Genomic DNA, 18932 nt, shown 5'->3' on the forward strand with positions numbered 1-18932 from the left:
CTTCTGCATGCTCCCAGAGGGTGTGGTTAGGTTGCTTGCATGGCTGAACTGGCTGGCTCCTCGATCCTCATCCTCGGCGCGACCGGGGGTTTGGGTCGGCACCTCGTTCGACAGCTCGCCGACGCCGGCGCCCGCCTCGTGCTCACCGGCCGCTCGCAGGCCGCGCTCGACGCGCTCGAGGTTCCGGGCATCGCCATCGCCGGCGACCTGCGCGATCCCGAGCTGCCCCGTACCCTCGTCGCGACCGCGATCATGGCCTACGGCCGCCTCGACGGCGTCGTCAACGCCACCGGTGTCGTCGCCTTCGGCCCCGCCGCCGAGGTGAGCGACGAGGTGCTCGACGAGCTGTGGCAGATCAACGCCCTCGCCCCCATGCGCATCGTGCGCGCCGCCGCTCCCGCCCTCGCCGAGGCGAAGGCCGAAGGCTCGCAGCCGTTCATCGTGCACTTCAGCGGCCTCGTCAGCGAAGCCCCCACCGCCGGCCTCGGCGCCTACTCGGCCGTGAAGTCGGCCCTCGCCGTCTACCAGCAGGTCGCCGGCCGCGAGCTGCGCCGGCAGGACATCCGTGTGCTGGATGCCCGCCCCGGCCACACCGAGACCGAGCTGTCGCGACACCCCATCGCCGGCGAGACGCCGAAGCTGCCCACCGGCTACGACCCCGAGGGCGTCGCCCGCCGCGTCATTGCCGCCATCGTCGCCGACGAGAAGGATCTGCCCTCGAGCGCCTTCACCGAGGTGCCGGCCGCCGAGTCGCAGATGGTGCCCGTCGAGCCCGCCGACATCAACACCGGCGCGCACCCCGCCGTGCGCATGGCTGCGCAGATGCCGCTCGAGGCGTCCGCCCCCGTGACGAGCAGCTCCGAGCCGTCGAGCGCTGCCGAGCAGGCACCGGTCGAGGAGGCCTCCCCCGAGGCGCCGGCCGAGGGCGAGGCGCCCGTCGAGGCGACCGCGACGGATGAGGCTCCGGTCGACGCGCCCGACGTCGAGGAGGCCGACGGCGGCTCCGCGGCGAGCGCGGCGAGCGCGGCCTCAGTCGCGAGCCCGGCGTCGCCCGACAGCGCGGCGAGCCCCGCGAGCGTCGACAGCCCCGCCTCCGTCGAGAGCGCTCCGTCTGCGCCCGACGACGCCGCCGCGGAGGGCGACGAGCCCGAGAGCGACGAGCCCGTGCACGCCGAGGCCGTCGAGTACGTGGCGCCCGAGCCGCTCGTCGAGCCCGGCAGCGAGCAGAGCGAGACGCATGAGCATGGCGACGCGCACGAGCACGGCGACCACGAGCACCACGACCACGAGCCGCACCGCTCGTAGGCGGCGCGGCCTGCAGCCCCGCTAACCCTCGTCGCGCGGCAGCTGGCGCGGGATGAACCGGGCGAGCAGCACGGCTCCGACGAGCCCGACGACGCCGAACGCGGCGGCACCCGTGACGAGGCCTGCGAGGGCGGTGACCGCCGACAGCAGCACGGGCGCGCCGGCCGAGCCGACATCCATCGTGAACCGCCACGCGCTGAGGAACGGCGCGGGGTTCTCGCGGCCCGCGAGATCCGAGCCCATCGTCATGAGCACGCCCGCGCCGATGCCGTTCGCGAGCGCCAGCCACACGGCGACCGCGACGAACCACGGCACCGGGTCGGCGGCGCCCGCCGACAGCGCGAGGCCGATGAGGCCGAGACCGAGCCCGATCATCGACGGCACCGCGGTGTAGAGGCGCCCGAAGCGATCCATGAGCCAGCCGCCGAACCAGAACAGCGCGAAGTCGACGCCGCCCGCGACGCCGATGACGAGCGCCGTCTCTGCCTCGCCCACGCCGATGCTGACCGCCCACAGGGGCAGGATGACCTGCCGCACCGAGCGCAGCGCCGCCACGGTGAGCGCCGCGACGCCGAGCCGGGCGAGCACGTGCCGGCGCGCAGCGATTGTGCGGAACACCCCGCCGAGCCCGAGCGCCGAGCCGGCGGGCGTCGAGCGGTGGTGCAGCATCCGCTCGGGGTCGGGCAGCGCCACGATGCTCACCGCGACCAGCACGCACATCGCGAGGGCGAACCACAGCACCGAGGTGACGTCGCCCGTGGCGGCCACGAGCGCCGCCGCGACGAACGGGCCGACGAGCAGCCCGAAGCGGAACGTGCCGCCGAGCGTCGAGAGGGCTCGCGCGCGAAAGGCGGCGGGCACGACGCTCGTCAGCAGCGCGTGCCGGGCGAGCCCGAACACGGCGGCGGCGAACCCGATGACGAGCATGCCTGCGGCGAGCATCCACGGGGCGGTCGCCGCGATCGAGAGCAGGATGCCCACCGCGGCGAGCCCGGAGGCGCCGAGCATCGTCGACCGCTCGCCGAGGCGCCCCACGATCCAGCCGGCGGGGATGTCGCCGAGCAGCACGCCCACGACGAGCATCGAGGCGACCAGGCCAGAGCCGGCCAGGTCGGCGCCGAGGCGACCCGCGAGCGCCGGGATGAGCGGCATGATCGCGCCCTCGCCGATCGTGAACAGGGCCGTCGGCACGAACGCGGGTGCGGCGATCGCCCTCCAGCGGAAGACGGGCTCGGCGGTCGGCATGACGGGGCGAGCCTACGCCCGGACCGGCCCGCGAACCCGCGACTAGGCTGGGGGCGACATGATCGAACTCGACCTCGCCGAGCGCATCGCCGCCGCCCGCTCCACCTTCCGCGACATCCAGCAGGTCGTCGACGTCGAGCGGCTCACCGCCGACGTCGCCGAGCTCAGCGAGCAGGCGAGCGCCCCCGACCTGTGGGACGACACCGAGCGCGCGCAGAAGGTCACGAGCGCGCTGAGCCATCGGCAGGCCGAGCTGCGCCGCATCACCGAGCTGCAGCAGCGCCTCGACGACCTCGACGTGCTCATCGAGATGGCGAAGGAGGCCGACGACGAGGAATCGGCCGCCGAGGCCACCGCCGAGCTCGCCGCCATCGAGCAGACGCTCGGCGACATGGAGGTGCAGACGCTGCTCGACGGCGAGTACGACGACCGGCCCGCGGTCGTGACGATCCGCGCCGGCGCGGGCGGGGTCGACGCCGCCGACTTCGCCGAGATGCTCATGCGCATGTACCTGCGCTGGGCCGAGCAGCACGGCTACACCGCGACCGTCATGGACACCTCGTACGCCGAGGAGGCCGGCATCAAGTCGGCGACCTTCCAGATCGATGCCCCCTACGCCTTCGGCACGCTCAGCGTCGAGGCCGGCACGCACCGCCTCGTGCGCATGAGCCCCTTCGGGGCGGCGGGCAAACGGCAGACGAGCTTCGCGGCCGTCGAGGTGATCCCGCTCATGGAGGAGACGGCCGAGATCGAGATCCCCGAGTCCGACATCCGCGTCGACGTCTTCCGCTCCTCGGGCCCCGGCGGGCAGAGCGTCAACACGACCGACTCGGCCGTGCGCATCACCCACCTGCCGACGGGCACGGTGGTGTCAATGCAGAACGAGAAGAGCCAGATCCAGAACCGCGCCGCCGCGATGCGCGTGCTGCAGTCGCGCCTGCTGCTCATCCAGAAGGAGCAGGAGGCGGCGACCAAGAAGGAGCTCGCCGGCACCATCACCGCCAGCTGGGGCGACCAGATGCGCTCGTACGTGCTGGCGCCGTACCAGATGGTGAAGGACCTGCGCACCGAGTACGAGGAGGGCAACCCCTCGAAGGTGTTCGACGGCGACCTCGACGGCTTCATCGCCGCCGGCATCAAGTGGCGCAAGCGCAAGACCGACGACTGATCGACCCGGCGCTCGCGCCGCTCGAGCACTAGGGCGTCAGCGCACGATCTCGAGCCCGGTCGCGGAGGCCGCGGCGTCGAGCCCGCCGGCGTTGACGAGCGAGGTGAAGCCGAGCTGCTCCATGCGGTCGATTGCGGCGGCCGAGCGGTTGCCCGAGCGGCAGTAGACGACGACGTCGGCGTCGGTGGGCAGTTCGCCGACGAGCGCGTCGAAGTCGGCGCCCTGCACGTCGATGTTGAGCGCGCCCTCCAGGTGGCCGCTCGCGTACTCCTCCGCGGTGCGCACGTCGAGCACGATCGTGCTCTCGGTGACGGCGATCTCGTCGGCGGGGGTCGAGCAGGCGCTCGTGCCGGTCGCGAGCGCGACGGCGACGAGGGCGGCGGTGAGCAGGCGGCGCAGGCGGGGCATGGTTCCTCCATGGTCAGTGCAGCGGCGTCGGATGCGCGCCGCGTCGACAGCAATATACCCCCGGGGGTATTATGGTGTCGATTCGATCGCCCCTCGACCTCCAGGAGGAACCCATGTGTCAGGCCGTCACCTGCCGACGCTGCGGCAAGACGACGTGGGCCGGCTGCGGCCAGCACGTCGACCAGGTCATGCGCCGCGTGCCGAGCAGCCAGCGCTGCCAGGGGCACGAGCGCGAGCCGCGCACGGGCCTGTTCGCGCGGCTCTTCGGGCGCTGAGCACGCGCCGGGCATCCGCGCCCTGGCGGTCGTCGCCCACCCGCCGCCGGATACCCGGCCGCTCGGGTGTCGCTCCTGATCGCCTCCGCACCCCGGCTTAGGCTGACGCGCGATGATTCGATTCGACGAGGTCACCAAGGTCTACCGCGGCACCGCGAAGCCGGCGCTCAACAGCGTCAGCCTCGAGGTGCTGAGCGGCGAGTTCGTGTTCATGGTCGGCGCCTCCGGGTCGGGCAAGTCGAGCATGCTGCGGCTCGTGCTCAAGGAGGACCGCCCGACCTCGGGGTCGATCCACGTGCTCGGGCAGGATCTCAACCGCATCTCCAGTCGCAAGGTGCCGTACTTCCGGCGCAACCTCGGCGTCGTGTTCCAGGATTTCCGGCTGCTGCCGAACAAGACCGTCTTCGACAACGTCGCTTTCACCCTGCAGGTGATCGGCAAGAGCAAGGGCTTCATCCACGAGGCGGTGCCCGACGTGCTCGCCATGGTCGGCCTCGACGGCAAGGGCGAGCGGTTCCCGCACGAGCTCTCCGGCGGTGAGCAGCAGCGCGTCGCGATCGCGCGCGCCGTCGTCAACAAGCCCGCGATCCTGCTCGCCGACGAGCCCACCGGCAACCTCGACCCCACGACGAGCATGGGCATCATGACGCTGCTCGAGCGCATCAACGCCAACGGCACGACCGTGCTCATGGCCACGCACGACGCCGGCATCGTCGACCGGCTGCAGCGCCGCGTCGTCGAGCTCGTCGGTGGCCGCGTCGTGCGCGACGAGCGCGGCGGCGGGTACGTCACGCAGGCGATCCCGCACGTGCAGCCCGACATCGTCATCCCCGCCGCCGGGCCGGGCGTGACGCCGACCCCGACGGAGGGCCTGCGATGAGGCTCGCGCTCGTGCTCGGCGAGGTCGGCCAGGGCCTGCGCCGCAACCTCTCGATGGTCGTCTCGGTCGTGCTCGTGACCTTCATCTCACTGACCTTCGTCGGCACCGCCATCCTGCTGCAGGCGCAGATCACGCAGATGAAGTCGTACTGGTACGACCGCGCGCAGGTCGCCGTGTACTTCTGCACTGACTTCTCCACCGTCGGCACCTGCAATCAGACGGCAGCGACGCCGGAGCAGATCGCGCAGGTCGAGGCGCAGCTCGAGTCGGCGACGCTCGCGCCCTTCATCGACGCCTACTACTTCGAAGACCGCGAGCAGGCCTTCGAGAACTTCCAGGAGCAGTTCGAGGGCAACGCGATCGCCTCGCTCGTGACGCCCGAGCTCATGACCGAGGCCTACTGGGTCAACCTCGTCGACCCGACCCAGAGCCAGATCCTGGCGGATGCCCTCTCCGGGCTCGCGGGCGTCGAGAGCGTCGTCGACCAGCGCAGCTACCTCGACCAGATCTTCGACATCCTCAACGCCTCGAGCTTCACGGCGATCGGCATCGCCGCGCTCATGCTTGTCGCGGCGGCGCTGCTCATCGCCACGACGATCAGGCTCAGCGCGTTCTCGCGCCGGCGCGAGCTGGGCATCATGCGGCTCGTGGGCGCCTCGAACCGGTTCATCCAGACGCCGTTCGTCATCGAGGGCGTCGTCGCGGCGCTCATCGGCTCGATCCTCGCCGCGGGCGCGGTCGTGGCGATCGTGCAGTTCTTCGTGCAGGGCTACCTGTCGCAGACGCTGCCGCAGACCTCGTTCGTGAACCTCGACGACGCGCTGCTGGTCGTGCCCGTGCTGCTCGGGGTCGGGGCGCTGCTCGCCGCCGTGTCGGCGAACGTCGCCATCTCGCGCTACCTGCGCGTGTAGCGCGGCGCGCGCGCCGGGTATGCTGGAGGGCTGCTCGCGCCCGCGGGCGAGCATCCGCCCACGACACCGGAGGTGACGGCACATGCCCAAGGAGCAGGGTCGCAAGGTCGTCGCCACCAATCGCAAGGCGCGCCACGACTACACGATCGAAGACACCTACGAGGCCGGCCTCGTGCTGAGCGGCACCGAGGTGAAGTCGCTGCGGCAGGGCCGCGCGAGCCTCGTCGACGGCTACGGCTACATCGACGCCGGTGAGGCGTGGCTCGACGCCGTGCACATCCCCGAGTACTCGCAGGGCACGTGGACGAACCACGCCCCGCGCCGCAAGCGCAAGCTGCTGCTGCACAAGCAGCAGATCGTCAAGATCAGCCAGAAGACGAAGGAGGGCGGCTACACGCTCGTCCCCCTGAGCATCTACTTCAGCGACGGCCGGGCGAAGGTCGAGCTCGCCGTCGCGAAGGGCAAGCGCGAGTACGACAAGCGACACGCCCTGCGCGAGAAGCAAGACAAGCGCGAGGCCGATCGCGCCATGCGGCTGCGCAACCGCATGGGGGAGTAGCCGGCCCGGCCGATCGCGCCGCCTCCGAACGCCCTGATGGGCGCCTGAACGGCATGCCAGGATGCCCGGCGTAGGCTCCTCGTTCGTGACCGCACGATCCGAGCCCGCCGCCCGCCCCGCCGCCGACGCCGCGCCCGGCCGCTCGGCGCAGGCCGCGCCCGGCCCCGACGGCATCTCGGAGCGCACCCGCTGGCAGGCATTCTCGGTCGCCGTCGCGGTGGCGTCGCTGACGATCCTCGACCTGTCGAAGGTCAACGTCGGCATCCCCGCCATCGAGCAGGCCTTCGGTGCCGGGCCGACGCAGATCCAGCTCATCGTCGCCGGCTACGTGCTCGCCTTCGGCATCGTGCTCGTGCCCGCCGGCCGCTACGGCGACCTGCACTCGCGGCGGCGCATGTTCCTCATCGGGCTCGTGGTGTTCCTGCTCGCGAGCCTCGCGTGCGCGGTCGCGCCGACGGTCGAGCTGCTCGCGGCCTCGCGCATCCTGCAGGGCGTCTCGGCGGGCCTGCTCATGCCGCAGGTGCTCGGCCTGACCCAGCAGCTCTTCACCGGCGAGGCGCGCGGCCGCGCGTTCGGCATCTTCGGCGCCGTCATCGGCCTCGCGACCGCGTTCGGCCCGACGCTCGGCGGTCTGCTCATCGGCGTCGGCGGCCCCGACCTCGGCTGGCGGCTCATCTTCTGGATGAACGTGCCGCTCGTCATCGCGCTCTTCCCGTTCGCCTATCGGCTGCTGCCGCGCACGCAGCTCGCCGCGCAGGGGCCGCGCGATCTCGACCTCGTCGGCACCGCGCTGCTGGGCGGCACGGTGCTGAGCCTGATGCTGCCCTTCGTGCTCACGACCGGCTCGCCCGACGACGACCCGGCGCGCTGGTGGTGGCTCGCCGCCTTCGCCGGGCTCGCGACGCTGTTCGTGCTGTGGGAGCGCCGCTACGGCGCTCGCGGCCGTGCCGCGATCGTCGACTTCGCGCTGTTCCGCATCGGCGGCTATCGCAACGGCACCCTCATCTCGCTGTTCTACTTCGCGGCGATGCCCGGGCTCTTCCTCACCCTGTCGCTCTTCCTGCAGTTCGGCCTGGGCCTCGAGCCGGTCTACGCGGGCATGGTGACGATCCCGTTCGCCCTCGCCTCCGCCGTCACTTCCTGGTACAGCGGCCGCGTCGTGACGCGCTTCGGCCGCCCCATCGTCGTGTGGGGCATCGTCGCCGTCGTCGCGGGGCTCGGCGGCGTGCTCGCCTCGGCGTTCCTGCTGCCGCCGGCGGTGTCGCCGTGGGCGGTCGCGGGCTTCATGACGCTCGCGGGGGCGGGCGGCGGCGCGGTCATCGCGCCGAACCAGACGCTCACCCTCGCCGACGTGCCGCTCACCTCCGCGGGCGTCGCCGGCTCGATCGGGCAGGTCGGCCAGCGCGTGGGCACGGCCGTCGGCATCGCGGCGGCGACCGCCGCCTTCTACGCCACCATCTACGCCGAGCGCGGCGACGCCGGTCGCGTGACCGTCTTCCAGGACGCCTTCCTGCACGCCGCCCTCGTCATCCTCGGCTTCGTCGCCGCGGCGCTCGCGCTCGCGCTCGTCGACCTGCGCGCTCGCCGCGCGGGTACGCTCGAGCACTCGCCGAGCGCCGATCGCGAGCGCGTCGACGCCTGACCAGGCCGCATCGTGTGCCTGGGCGGATGCTCGGCGCGCGTCAGCGCGCGATCGCGCGCAGCTCGACCGTCGTGCGCAGCTCGATCGGCTCGGGCCGCAGCTCGACGGCGCCCGCGCCGCCCGCCGCCGCGGCGGTGAGCATCATGCGGTCCATGCGCGGCATCGGCCCGTCTTCGCCGAGCATGCCGGCATCGGCGATCGCGACGACGTCGACGCTCGCGCGGCCGAGGCTGCGGGCGTAGGCCTGGGCGGCGCGCACGGCGTCGCGCACGGCGGCGTCGCGCACGGCATCCATCGCGTCGGCGCGCACGGCGTCGTCGAGCGACCAGTCGACGCCGTGCACCTGCACGAGCGGGTCGCTCGAGAGCAGGTCGAGCACCTCAGGCAGGGCGTCGAGGTTCGCGGCGACCAGGCGCACGGCGCCGCTCACGGCGGCGCGGTGGCGCAGCACGGGCGAGCGCTGCTCGCCGACCCACTCACGCTCGGCGTGCACGCGCAGGTCGTCGAGCGACCAGCCGGCCAGTCGTCCCGCCGCCTCGAGGGCGGCGAGGGCGTCGGCAGCGCGGTCGGCCGACGCGCGCGCGGCGTCGAGCACGGCCTCGCGCTCGGCGCCGGTCGCCGCGACCGTGAAGCTCACCTCGGCGCGGTCGGGCTCATGCTCGACGCGGGCCGTGCCGCGCACCGTGATGGTCGTCTCGGTCATGGGTCTCCTTCGACGGATCGTCAGGCGTGACGTATACTGTAGGGCTGTGCTCGCGAGAGCACTCGCAGGGCCGCAGGGCTCGCGCCGAGCATCCGCTCGAGGCGACGACACGGCCCCTTCAGAACTCCACAGCGCGTGATGATGACCCACCTCTCACGACCCGGCGCACGCCGGGCGAGGTGCGCAGGGGGATGATCGGTTTCGACATTGCCTGCGAAACGATGAGAAGCGGGTCGAGGATGCAGAGTTATCTCGTAAACGCTCTCTGCAAACAATAGGTGCCAATGCTAAGCGCACCGACTTCGCTCTCGCCGCCTAAGGCAGAGTAGATAGTCCGTCAGTCCGGGTTCGCCTCCGCCCCGGCCACTGGCGTCATCGAGGAGGCTTGCCGCGCGGTCGTGTCTCAGGGCCGCGCGGGACGTGAACTGAGGCTGGGCTCGTCGACCTAGGAGTCTGCAACAAAGGTCGGAGCCGAGTAGAACGTCTCAGCAGACTGCACCCGGAGAAGGCATCGGCTCACAGCAGTGGACGGGGGTTCGATTCCCCCCATCTCCACCACCGGTCATCATCACGCGCTGTGCGAGGCACTCCGACCGACCCCGATCGAGGCCGCCGTGCGCACGCTGCTCAACATCATCTGGCTCGTGCTCTCCGGCCTGTGGCTCTTTCTCGGCTACGCGCTCGCCGCCGCCATCATGTGCGTGCTCATCGTCACGATCCCGTGGGGCATTGCCGCGTGGCGCGTCGGCGTCTACGCGCTGTGGCCCTTCGGCAAGACCGTCGTCGACCGGCCGACCGCGGGCGTCGGCTCGGCGATCGGCAACGTCGTCTGGGTCGTGCTCGCCGGCTGGTGGCTCGCGCTCGGCCACATCGCCTCGGCGCTCGCCCTCGCGATCACCATCATCGGCATCCCGTTCGCGTGGGCGAACCTGAAGATGCTGCCCGTGGCGCTGCTGCCGCTCGGCAAGCAGATCGTCGACCAGCCCTAGCCGAGGTTCGCCGGGCGTCGCCACTCCTCGCCCAGCACGTGCTGGCCGAGGAAGGCGAACACCGTCTCGTACCAGACGATCGCGTGCTGGGGCTTGAGCACCCAGTGGTTCTCGTCGGGGTAGTACAGGAAACGGTGCGGCATCGTGTCGTCGTCGTCGGCGAAGCGGGAGGCGAGCTCCGACCACAGCCGCAGGCTCTCGCCGATCGGCACGCGGTAGTCGCGGTCGCCGTGGATCACGAGCAGCGGCGTGACGATGCGCTCGAGCGCCGTGTGCGGCGAGTTCGCCGCCAGCCCCTCCTCGTCGAAGATGCTGAGCCAGTAGGCGGAGTTGTCGGTCGTGCCGCCGAACTGGTCGAGCGCCCACAGGCTCGCGTGCGTGACGATCGCGCGGAAGCGGTCGGTGTGCCCGGCGACCCAGTTCGCCATGTAGCCGCCGAACGAGCCGCCCATCGCGGCGGCGCGCGTCTCGTCGATCTCGGGCCGACGCTCGACGGCGTCGGTGATCGCCATGAGGTCGGTGTAGGGCTTCTGCCCCCACGCGTTCCAGCCGCGGGCGATGAAGTCGAGGCCGTAGCCGGTCGACAGCGCCGGGTCGGGCAGCAGCACGGCGTAGCCGCGCGCGACGGCGAGCTGCGGCGCCCAGCGCCAGCTCCACGCGTTCCAGCTGTTGAGCGGCCCGCCGTGGATCCACAGCAGCAGCGGCGCGGGGGCCTCCGCCGAGGCGCCCTCCGGCGTCAGCAGCCAGCCGCGCACGCGCGCGCCGTCCTCCGCGGTCGTCTCGACCTCGACGAGGACGCCGACGGGTGCGGGCACGGGGGCCGGCGTCGCAAGCGGCGTCACGTCGCCCGTGCGGGCATCGATGCGCACGGGATGCGGGGCCGCCTGCCACGACGACCGCAGGGCGATCGCGTCGCCGGTTCGAGCATCCACCCGAAAGTTCGTGTAGGCGTACGGGTCGCTCGTCAGGCGCTGCACGGGGCCGCCGTCGAGCGGCACCCGGAACACGGGCGCGCGACCGTCGTCGTCGGCGGTCACGAGCAGGCTCTCGCCGTCGGGGGCGAAGGCGAGCTCGGCGGGCCAGCGGTCCCACCCGGCGGCGAGGCGGCGCGGCTCGCCGCCGTCGAGCTCGCGCACCCAGAGCTCCTGGTCGCCGGGGCCCTGCGGCGTGCTGAAGGGGGCGCGCACGTAGGCCAGCAGGCGCCCGTCGCGGCTCAGCGCGGGGCTTTCGTAGTGCACGCCCTCCTCGCCGGCGAGCAGGCGGCGCTCGCCGGTCGCGACGTCGATCGAGACGAGCTCGTAGCGCTCGAGGCCGCGCGCGGGCACCCGCAGCGCGGCGACGAGGGTGCGGCCGTCGGGCGTGAGGGCCTGGCCGGCCGTGTCGGCGCTGCGCCCGGGTGCGGGCGTGAGGTCGCGCGGTCGCGGCAGGGCGCTCGGGTAGGGGGTGTGCGCGGCGTCGATCGCCTCGCTGCCGGCGGTCGCCTCACCGAGGGAGAGCGGCGCCGACGCGGCGGGCGCTGCCGCGGGTGAGCGGTCGGGCACGACGTCGGCGAGCTCGTCGAGGGCGAGGGCGAGCAGGTGTGGCTCGGCGGGGCCCAGGTCGTGATCCCAGTAGCGCACCGGGTAGGTCTCGTGCAGGATGGCCGCGACCTTCCGCTCGGTGCGCGAGGCACGGGCGGCGGCGTCGTGCTCGATCGAGGTCGAGCTCGGCAGCAGGTCGGCGGCGATGACGACGGTGTCGGCCTCGAGCGCGGTCGCCGCGACGCCCGAGACGCCGCCGGCGAGCCGCGTGACGGGCCGGGCGTCGCCGCCGCCGGCGGGCAGCAGCCACAGCTGCGCCTGGTCGAGATCCTTCTCGGCCTCGACGTCGTCGCGGGCGGAGACGAACAGCACGTCGCCGCGGGGCGTGAACGCGACGCCCGCCTCTCCCTTGGCCGAGCGCGTGAGGCGGCGCGGGGAGCCGCCGCCGCTCGCGGGCACCTCCCACAGTGCCCGCTCGTTATTCGTGCGATCAGCCGAGAGCGTCGCGACGGTGAGCACGACGCGCTCGCCGTCGGGCGAGAGCGCGAGCCCTTCGACGCGCGGCAGGGCGATGTAGGCCTCGAGGTCGTGGAACGGGGTGGCGGGCGTCGTCGGTTGGGTCACCCTTCGACGCTAGTCGGATGCTCCTGCACGCGCCCGGGAGCGCTCAGGCTGGTGCAGCCGCGCCAGCACGCGGTCGGTGCTCACGGGTGTGCGCCCGTCGACGAGCGACACGGCGACGGTCGTGAGTGTGGCCGCACCGATCGTCCAGAGCCCCGGCTGGGCCAGCGCCGACGACAGCCAGCCCGCGCTCGGCCCGACCGCGGCGGAGGCGAGCAGCGCCGCCGCGCACGAGAGCGCGCCGACGAGCATCCCCGCGACCGCGCCGCGCGCGGTCAGCCGGCGCCACCAGATGCCGAGCAGGATGATCGGCGAGAGCGCGGAGGCCGCGAAGACGAAGACCGTGCCGACGCTCGTCACGAGGCCCTGCGGCGCGGTCGCGAGGGCGACGACGAGCGGCACGGCGGTGCAGAACAGGGCAGCCCAGCGGAAGGAGCGCACCGTGCCGTGGAAGAGATCCTGACTGACCGCGCTCGAGAGCGACACGATGAGCCCGGAGGAGGTGCCGAGGAAGGCCGCGAGCGCGCCGGCCACGACGAGCGCCGTGAGCAGGTCGCCGACCGGGCCGGGCAGCAGCCGCGAGGGCAGCTGCAGCGCGACGGTGTCGGCGACGCCCGGCGCGGCGAGGTCGGGGGCGGCGATGCGCGCGATGAGGCCAATCGTGCTCGAGGCGACGTAGAAGCCGCTGATGAGGATGATCACGCCGACGGTCGTCCAGCGGGCGGAGGCGCCGGTGGGGCTCGTGTAGAAGCGCACGAGCACGTGCGGCAGGCCGACCGTGCCGAGCAGCAGCGCGACGAGCAGCGAGGTCGTCGCGTACGCGTCGAGCCCCGCCGGCCCCGCGTTCTGGGGGAAGACCAGCTCGGGGTCGATCGTCGGCTCGACGCCCGAGAGGGTGAGGGTCAGGAAGATCGCCGGCACCGCGAGCGCGGCGAACTTCAGCCAGAACAGGAACGCCTGCACGAAGGTGATCGAGCGCATGCCGCCCGCGGCGACCGAGCCGCCCACGACGACGGCGACGGTCGTCGCCCCCACCCACGGCGGAATGTCCGCAACGACGCCGAGCGCGAGCGCGGCGCCGTGCAGCTGCGGCACGATGTACAGCCAGCCGATGATGAGCACGAGGGCGCTCGTGAGCCGTCGCGCGAGCACCGAGTCGAGGCGGGCCTGGATGAAGTCGGGGATCGTGTACGCGCCGCTGCGCCGCAGCGGCGCGGCGACGAGCATGAGCACGAGCAGATAGCCGGCCGCGTAGCCGATCGGGAACCAGAACGCGTCGGAGCCGGACAGCAGCACGAGCCCCGACAGCCCGAGGAAGGTGCCGGCCGAGAGGTACTCGCCGCTGATGGCCGAGGCGTTCCACACCGGTCGCACCGTGCGCGAGGCGACAAAGAAGTCGCTCGTCGTGCGCGAGATGCGCAGGCCCCACACGCCGATGACGGCGGTCACGACGACGACGGCGACGATCGCCCCGATCGAGAGCGCGGGGTTCACTCGTGCTCCACCAGTTGCCGGAAGCGCCGCTCGAGCCGACGGCTCGCGACGGCGTAGGCCACGGCCCAGCCGATCATGAGCGGGTAGAAGCCGTACGCGTGCACGAGCCACGACACCGGCACGCCGCCGATCGTCATGGCCTGCAGCTGCGGCAGCGCGCTCATGCCGACCGTCACGACGAGGAGGGCGACGGCGAAGGTCAGCAGGCACAGCAGCGCGAGCCGGCCGTGGGCGCGCATGAGGGTGCGCGTGAACAGCGCCTCCGCCTCGTCGACCTCCCAGCGCGCGGGCCGCGCGATCGGCTCGGTGCGGGGCGCCGCCACGTCGACAGAGGTGACGCGCTCGCGGGGCGGTCGCGCCCCGGCGCGACGCGCATCCGCCGCCTCGGGGGAGGGGTGGGCCGCCTCGGGCGTCATCGCGACGCCTCGGGCGGCCGCAGCATCGCCTCGCGCACGAGGGCGATCGAGCGGCGGCTCACGGGCACCTCCTCGCCGGCGACCGTGAGGGTCGGATGCGCGCCGCCGAGCTTCACGGCCGTGATCGCGTCGCGCCGCACCAGATACGAGCGGTGCACGCGCAGGAAGCCCGCGCGCTGCCAGCGCTGCTCGAGCTCACTGATCGGCTCGCGGATCAGGTGGCTGTCGTGCTCGGTCACGAGCCGCGAGTAGTCGCCCTGCGCCTGCACCCAGCGCACCTCGCTGCGGTGCACGACGCGCAGCACATTGCCGACGCGCACCGGGATGCTCTCGTCGGGCTCGGCGTCGCCGGCGTCGCCCGCGCCCGCCGGCTCGCGCAGCGCGAGCACGCGCGACACGGCCCGCTGCAGCCGCTCGCGGCGGATCGGCTTGAGCACGAAGTCGACGGCCTGCACGTCGAAGGCCTCCACGGCGCCCGCCTCGTCGGCCGTCACGACGACGATCGCGGGCGGCTCGGCGAAACGCGCGACCGCGCGGGCGATGTCGAAGCCCGAGATGCCGGGCATGTGGATGTCGAGGAAGGCCGCGACGACCTCGCGCTCGGCGAGCAGGCGCAGCGCCTCCGCGCCGCTCGCCGCGCGGTGGATCGCACCGATGCGCGCGTCGGCCCGTAGCATCGACTCGAGCTCGTCGAGCACGCGGCGCTCGTCGTCGGCGATGAGCACGTCGATGCGGGCGGGCTCCGGGCGCGCCGTCATCGCTCGCCCGCCCTCGCGGTCGAGGGTGCGGTCTCGTTGAAGGGCTGCGACTTCGGGATGCGCATGCGCACCATCGTGCCCGCCTGCTCGGCCGTCTCGATGACGAGCGCGTGGTCGTCGCCGTAGATGCTGCGCAGACGCGCGTCGACGTTGCGCATGCCGATGCGGTCGGGGCGCTCGTTGGCGGTGAGCAGCGCGCGCAGGGCATCCGGCCGCATGCCGACGCCGTCGTCGTCGACCGTGATCTCCGTGTGGGTGCCGTCATCGCGCGCCGCGATGACGACCGTGCCGCCGGCCTCTCGAGGTTCGAGCCCGTGGCGGATGGCGTTCTCGACGAGCGGCTGCAGGCTCAGGAAGGGGATGACCGTCGAGAGCGTCTCCGGCTCGATGCGCAGGGTGACGCTCAAGCGGTCCTCGAAGCGGGCGCGCTCGAGCTCGACGTACGAGTGCACGCTCGTGAGCTCGTCGGCGAGCGTCGTGAACTCGCCCTGCGAGCGCAGCGTGTATCGGATGAAGTCGGCGAAGTCGAGCAGCAGGTCGCGCGCCCGCTCGGGGTCGGTGCTCGTGTACGAGGCGATGACGCTCAGTGCGTTGTAGATGAAGTGCGGGCTGATCTGTGCGCGCAGCGCCCGCAGCTCGGCCTCGGCGAGCGCGGCGCGCGAGGTCTCGAGCTCGCCGAGCTCGAGCTGGGCGCCGCACCACGCGGCGACCTCGCTCGTGGCGCGCACGAGCGGCGGCCGCAGGCGCGGCGCGAAGGCGATGATCGCGCCCACGACGCGGCCATTCGCGACGACGGGCGCTCCGACGGCCTCCACGCCCGCCGCATCGGCGTCATGGCCCGCGAGCAGCTGCCGCTGGCCGGAGGCGAGCACCTCGGCGGCGAGGCGAGCGGCGGCGCCATCGCTGTCAGCGCGACCGTCGACCGAGATCACGCCGCGCTCGTCGGCGATCGCCACGGCGTCGCTGCCGAGCAGCGTGCGCAGGGCCCGTGTCGCGCGGTGCGCGCCGTCGCCGCGCAGCCCGCCGCGCAGGTTCACGGCCGCGCGCGAGGCGAGCGACAGGGTGCGGAAGGTCGCCCGGTCGGCGTCGCTGCCCAGCTCGCGCGCGCCGCGGGCGTGGCGCCGCACGAGCTGCGCGAGCAGGGTGACACCGACGCCGAGCACGAAGGCGAGGGCGACGGCGAGCACGAGCTCGGGCATCCGCGCACCTCGTCTTCGTCAGCCGTCAGGGGGTCAGCAGCAGCGGGCGCCGGGGTCGGCGTCCATCTCCGCCATTCTGCTCCTCCAGAACTCGCGCTCGGTCAGCGGCGCGTGATCCGTGCCGTGCGTGCGCTCGTGATGCCGCACGTAGGCGGGGTACGCGCCCTCGCCCATGAGCTCGCGCACGTACCAGGCGACGGCGCGCCACCCCCGGGCGAGCGCGGCGGCGCCCGCCCGGGCCGTGGAGGCCAGGGCGGGACGCCGTGCTGCGGTGCTCGTCATCGACGCCAGCGCCTCAGTGCCGCGCCGAGACCGGTCGCACCGACTCGTCGAGCTCGCTCCACCGGCGCTCGAGAGCCTTCTCGGCCTTCGTCGCGAAGAACCCGGCGGGCGCGTAGCGCCGCGAGGCGACGGGCGCATCCTCGTGGTTCTCGCCGCCGCCGGCGCGGATGGCGCGCACCGTGGCGATGAGCGCGGTGATGACGACGACGATCGCGAGCGTCACGAACACGATCGACAGGATGCCCTGCACCATCGTGTTGCGCACGACCGCCTCCATCGCCTCGACCGTCTGCGCCGTGCCGAACGAGGTCTCCCCGGCGGCGAGCGCGTCGCGGAAGGCGAGGTGGTTCGCCCAGTACCCGACCTGCGGCACGGGGGAGAAGATCTTGAACATCGACGCGGTGATCGTGACGACCGCCGCGAAGGCGAGCGGCACGCCGATGATCCACAGCCAGCGCACGTAGCTCCTGCCGCGCTTGGCGACGATCGCCAGTACGACCGCGAGCGCGATGACCGCGAGCAGCTGGTTGGCGATGCCGAACAGCGGGAAGAAGGTGTTGATGCCGCCGAGCGGGTCGGTCACGCCGAGGATCAGGATGTAGCCCCAGCCGGCGACCATGATCGCCGTCGTGATCCACACCCCGGGCCGCCAGCCGGTGTCCTTGAACTTCGGGATCACCTGGCCGATCGAGTCCTGCAGCATGAACCGCGCGACGCGCGTGCCGGCGTCGACCGCGGTGAGGATGAACAGCGCCTCGAACATGATCGCGAAGTGGTACCAGAAGCCCGCCATCGCGGCTCCGCCGAACACCTGCTGCATGATCGTCGCGATGCCGAGGGCGAGCGTCGGGGCGCCGCCCGTGCGCGAGACGATCGACTCCTCACCGACCGCCTCGGCCGTGCCGGTGAGCATGTCGGGCGTGAGATTGACGCCCATGAGGCCGAGCGAGTTGACGAAGGCCACCGCGCCCTCGACGGTGCCGCCGGTCGCGGCCGCCGAGGAGTTCATCGCGAAGTAGATGCCGCGGTCGAGCGAGATCGCCGCGACGAGCGCCATGATCGCCACGAACGACTCCATGAGCATGCCGCCGTACCCGATGAAGCGCGTCTGGCGCTCCTTCTCCACGAGCTTCGGCGTCGTGCCCGAGGCGATGAGCGCGTGGAACCCGGAGAGGGCGCCGCAGGCGATCGTGACGAACAGGAACGGGAAGAGCGAGCCGGAGAACACCGGGCCGATCTCGCCGCCGGCGAACTCGCTGAAGGCGGGCACCGCGATCTCGGGGCGCACGAGCACGATCGCGCCGGCGAGCATGACGATGACGCCGATCTTCATGAAGGTCGAGAGATAGTCGCGCGGCGCGAGCAGCAGCCACACCGGCAGCACCGCGGCGATGAAGCCGTAGATGATGATGCCCCACGCGATCGTCGTGCGGTCGAGCGTGAAGAGCTCGGCGCCCCACGGTGTCTCGGCGACCCAGCCGCCCGCGACGATCGCCGCGATGAGCAGGATGAAGCCGATGACCGAGACCTCGGTGATCTTGCCGGGGCGCAGGTAGCGCAGGTAGACGCCCATGAACAGCGCGATCGGGATGGTCATGCCGACGCTGAAGACGCCCCACGGGCTCTCGCCGAGGGCGTTGACGACCACGAGCGCGAGGATCGCGATGATGATGAGCATGATGAGCAGCGAGGCGATGATCGCCGCGGTGCCGCCGATGCGGCCGAGCTCGTCGCGCGCCATCTGGCCGATGGTGCGGCCGCCGCGGCGCATCGAGAAGAACAGCACGAGGTAGTCCTGCACGGCGCCGGCGAGCAGTACGCCGACGATGATCCAGATCGTGCCGGGCAGGTAGCCCATTTGCGCGGCGAGCACGGGGCCGACGAGGGGGCCGGCGCCGGCGATCGCGGCGAAGTGGTGACCGTAGAGCACGCGCCGGTCGGTGGGCACGTAGTCCTTGCCGTCGGCGCGCACCTCGGCGGGCGTCGCGCGCCGGTCGTCGGGCCGCGTGATGTACCGCTCGATGACCTTGGAGTAGAAGCGGTAGCCGATGAGGTACGTGCAGACGGCCGCGAACACGAACCAGATCGCGTTGACGGTCTCGCCGCGCACGATCGCGAGCATCACCCAGGCGACGCCGCCGAGCAGGGCGATGGCGCTCCAGAGCAGGATCTTCGGCAGGGTCCAGCGGCTCTCGCGCTCACGCTCGGCGGCGGGCAGCTCGGTGGGGGGCAGGGCCGGGTCGGGTTCGAGGCCGTCGGCACGGCCCTCGATTGTCGAGGGGGGTGGCTGTGACGTCATGAGGCTCCTCCAGGGGTCGCGTCGTTGCGTGCGGTCAGGCTAGGAAGCGGCGCTGGCGCGCGGAGGGGCCCGCTCGACGGGTGGCCGTTCGGTGCGACGAACGGCGCGTCCGTGCGACGGATGGCGGGGCGGGCGGGCCGCCGCGCGGGGGTCGAGGGCGGCGGGGGCGACGGCGACGGGCATCCGCCCCCTCGGTCGAGATGTCAAAGAATCTTGACAGAATGTCCGTCACGCTTTACCTTGGCCATGTCAAGCATT

18 protein-coding genes and 1 other RNA gene are annotated in these 18932 nt (G+C 72.6%); 9 read left to right on the top strand and 10 right to left on the bottom strand.

The window, feature by feature from the left end:
• The first annotated feature begins 39 nt into the window (after positions 1-39).
• Positions 40-1305: an SDR family NAD(P)-dependent oxidoreductase gene (locus ID804_RS12175; RefSeq protein ID WP_211160898.1), complete on the top strand. Its 1266-nt coding sequence runs from the start codon at positions 40-42 to the stop codon at positions 1303-1305.
• A gap of 21 nt (positions 1306-1326) precedes the next feature.
• Here ID804_RS12175 and ID804_RS03650 read toward each other — a convergent pair whose 3' ends face one another.
• Positions 1327-2550, bottom strand: a complete 1224-nt coding sequence (locus tag ID804_RS03650) for an MFS transporter (RefSeq protein WP_169077563.1) — start codon at positions 2548-2550, stop codon at positions 1327-1329.
• A 58-nt stretch (positions 2551-2608) separates the two neighbouring features.
• Here ID804_RS03650 and prfB point away from each other — a divergent pair, with 58 nt between their 5' ends.
• Complete coding sequence (gene prfB / locus ID804_RS03655; protein WP_169077564.1) at positions 2609-3718, top strand: peptide chain release factor 2; 1110 nt, start codon at positions 2609-2611, stop codon at positions 3716-3718.
• Positions 3719-3754: 36 nt separating this feature from the next.
• Here prfB and ID804_RS03660 read toward each other — a convergent pair whose 3' ends face one another.
• Positions 3755-4126: a rhodanese-like domain-containing protein gene (locus tag ID804_RS03660; RefSeq protein ID WP_223158893.1), complete on the bottom strand. Its 372-nt coding sequence runs from the start codon at positions 4124-4126 to the stop codon at positions 3755-3757.
• 113 nt (positions 4127-4239) lie between these two features.
• Between ID804_RS03660 and ID804_RS03665 the strand changes: the two genes are divergently transcribed.
• From ID804_RS03665 to ID804_RS03685, 5 genes are all read left to right on the top strand, one after another.
• Complete coding sequence (locus tag ID804_RS03665) at positions 4240-4401, top strand: hypothetical protein (RefSeq protein WP_169077565.1); 162 nt, start codon at positions 4240-4242, stop codon at positions 4399-4401.
• A gap of 112 nt (positions 4402-4513) precedes the next feature.
• Entirely contained in the window at positions 4514-5281 is a 768-nt protein-coding gene (ftsE, locus tag ID804_RS03670) for a cell division ATP-binding protein FtsE (protein ID WP_169077566.1), read from the top strand.
• Positions 5278-6192, top strand: a complete 915-nt coding sequence (ftsX, locus tag ID804_RS03675; protein WP_169077567.1) for a permease-like cell division protein FtsX — start codon at positions 5278-5280, stop codon at positions 6190-6192. The genes ftsE and ftsX overlap by 4 nt, the downstream gene beginning before the upstream one ends.
• A gap of 82 nt (positions 6193-6274) precedes the next feature.
• Positions 6275-6751 (top strand): SsrA-binding protein SmpB, encoded by a 477-nt coding sequence (gene smpB, locus ID804_RS03680; protein WP_169077568.1) that lies wholly within the window; start codon positions 6275-6277, stop codon positions 6749-6751.
• A gap of 85 nt (positions 6752-6836) precedes the next feature.
• Entirely contained in the window at positions 6837-8393 is a 1557-nt protein-coding gene (locus ID804_RS03685; protein ID WP_317451154.1) for an MFS transporter, read from the top strand.
• Positions 8394-8433: 40 nt separating this feature from the next.
• Here ID804_RS03685 and ID804_RS03690 read toward each other — a convergent pair whose 3' ends face one another.
• Positions 8434-9096, bottom strand: coding sequence for an SIMPL domain-containing protein (locus ID804_RS03690; RefSeq protein ID WP_169077570.1), 663 nt, complete (start codon positions 9094-9096; stop codon positions 8434-8436).
• Positions 9097-9283: 187 nt separating this feature from the next.
• Here ID804_RS03690 and ssrA point away from each other — a divergent pair.
• Positions 9284-9654: a transfer-messenger RNA gene (gene ssrA, locus ID804_RS03695) on the top strand.
• Between the two features lie 56 nt (positions 9655-9710).
• Entirely contained in the window at positions 9711-10085 is a 375-nt protein-coding gene (locus tag ID804_RS03700; protein ID WP_169077571.1) for a YccF domain-containing protein, read from the top strand.
• On the opposite strand, the gene ID804_RS03705 is transcribed toward ID804_RS03700, so the two are convergent.
• Genes ID804_RS03705 through ID804_RS03735 form a run of 7 tightly spaced genes read right to left on the bottom strand, consistent with a single transcriptional unit; the run spans position 10082 to position 18674 of the window.
• Positions 10082-12229 (bottom strand): S9 family peptidase, encoded by a 2148-nt coding sequence (locus tag ID804_RS03705; RefSeq protein ID WP_317451155.1) that lies wholly within the window; start codon positions 12227-12229, stop codon positions 10082-10084. The two genes, ID804_RS03700 and ID804_RS03705, sit on opposite strands and share 4 nt — an antisense overlap.
• Positions 12230-12238: 9 nt before the next feature.
• Positions 12239-13720, bottom strand: coding sequence for a sodium/solute symporter (locus tag ID804_RS03710; protein WP_169077572.1), 1482 nt, complete (start codon positions 13718-13720; stop codon positions 12239-12241).
• Positions 13717-14136 carry a heavy metal transporter gene (locus ID804_RS03715; RefSeq protein ID WP_169077573.1) on the bottom strand — a complete coding sequence of 140 codons (420 nt, stop codon included), beginning with the start codon at positions 14134-14136 and terminating at the stop codon, positions 13717-13719. Before ID804_RS03715 ends, ID804_RS03710 begins: the two co-directional genes overlap by 4 nt.
• On the bottom strand, positions 14133-14894 hold the full coding sequence (locus ID804_RS03720) for a LytR/AlgR family response regulator transcription factor (RefSeq protein ID WP_169077574.1): 762 nt from the start codon (positions 14892-14894) through the stop codon (positions 14133-14135). The genes ID804_RS03715 and ID804_RS03720 overlap by 4 nt, the downstream gene beginning before the upstream one ends.
• On the bottom strand, positions 14891-16093 hold the full coding sequence (locus tag ID804_RS03725) for a histidine kinase (RefSeq protein WP_169077575.1): 1203 nt from the start codon (positions 16091-16093) through the stop codon (positions 14891-14893). The genes ID804_RS03720 and ID804_RS03725 overlap by 4 nt, the downstream gene beginning before the upstream one ends.
• 33 nt (positions 16094-16126) lie before the next feature.
• Positions 16127-16375, bottom strand: a complete 249-nt coding sequence (locus ID804_RS03730; protein WP_169077576.1) for a YbdD/YjiX family protein — start codon at positions 16373-16375, stop codon at positions 16127-16129.
• 13 nt (positions 16376-16388) lie between these two features.
• Positions 16389-18674 (bottom strand): carbon starvation CstA family protein, encoded by a 2286-nt coding sequence (locus ID804_RS03735; protein ID WP_169077577.1) that lies wholly within the window; start codon positions 18672-18674, stop codon positions 16389-16391.
• Positions 18675-18932 lie beyond the last annotated feature (258 nt).

Source organism: Microcella alkalica, from assembly GCF_014595885.1.
GTDB classification, from domain to species: domain Bacteria; phylum Actinomycetota; class Actinomycetes; order Actinomycetales; family Microbacteriaceae; genus Microcella; species Microcella alkaliphila_B.

Excerpts from the sequence above, each read along its gene's own strand:
- ID804_RS12175 (WP_211160898.1), top strand. The coding sequence starts at position 40 with ATGGCTGAACTGGCTGGCTCCTCGATCCTCATCCTCGGCGCGACCGGG.
- ID804_RS03650 (WP_169077563.1), bottom strand. The coding sequence starts at position 2,550 with ATGCCGACCGCCGAGCCCGTCTTCCGCTGGAGGGCGATCGCCGCACCC.
- prfB (WP_169077564.1), top strand. The coding sequence starts at position 2,609 with ATGATCGAACTCGACCTCGCCGAGCGCATCGCCGCCGCCCGCTCCACC.
- ID804_RS03660 (WP_223158893.1), bottom strand. The coding sequence starts at position 4,126 with ATGCCCCGCCTGCGCCGCCTGCTCACCGCCGCCCTCGTCGCCGTCGCG.
- ID804_RS03665 (WP_169077565.1), top strand. The coding sequence starts at position 4,240 with ATGTGTCAGGCCGTCACCTGCCGACGCTGCGGCAAGACGACGTGGGCC.
- ftsE (WP_169077566.1), top strand. The coding sequence starts at position 4,514 with ATGATTCGATTCGACGAGGTCACCAAGGTCTACCGCGGCACCGCGAAG.
- ftsX (WP_169077567.1), top strand. The coding sequence starts at position 5,278 with ATGAGGCTCGCGCTCGTGCTCGGCGAGGTCGGCCAGGGCCTGCGCCGC.
- smpB (WP_169077568.1), top strand. The coding sequence starts at position 6,275 with ATGCCCAAGGAGCAGGGTCGCAAGGTCGTCGCCACCAATCGCAAGGCG.
- ID804_RS03690 (WP_169077570.1), bottom strand. The coding sequence starts at position 9,096 with ATGACCGAGACGACCATCACGGTGCGCGGCACGGCCCGCGTCGAGCAT.
- ID804_RS03715 (WP_169077573.1), bottom strand. The coding sequence starts at position 14,136 with ATGACGCCCGAGGCGGCCCACCCCTCCCCCGAGGCGGCGGATGCGCGT.
- ID804_RS03720 (WP_169077574.1), bottom strand. The coding sequence starts at position 14,894 with ATGACGGCGCGCCCGGAGCCCGCCCGCATCGACGTGCTCATCGCCGAC.
- ID804_RS03725 (WP_169077575.1), bottom strand. The coding sequence starts at position 16,093 with ATGCCCGAGCTCGTGCTCGCCGTCGCCCTCGCCTTCGTGCTCGGCGTC.
- ID804_RS03730 (WP_169077576.1), bottom strand. The coding sequence starts at position 16,375 with ATGACGAGCACCGCAGCACGGCGTCCCGCCCTGGCCTCCACGGCCCGG.
- ID804_RS03735 (WP_169077577.1), bottom strand. The coding sequence starts at position 18,674 with ATGACGTCACAGCCACCCCCCTCGACAATCGAGGGCCGTGCCGACGGC.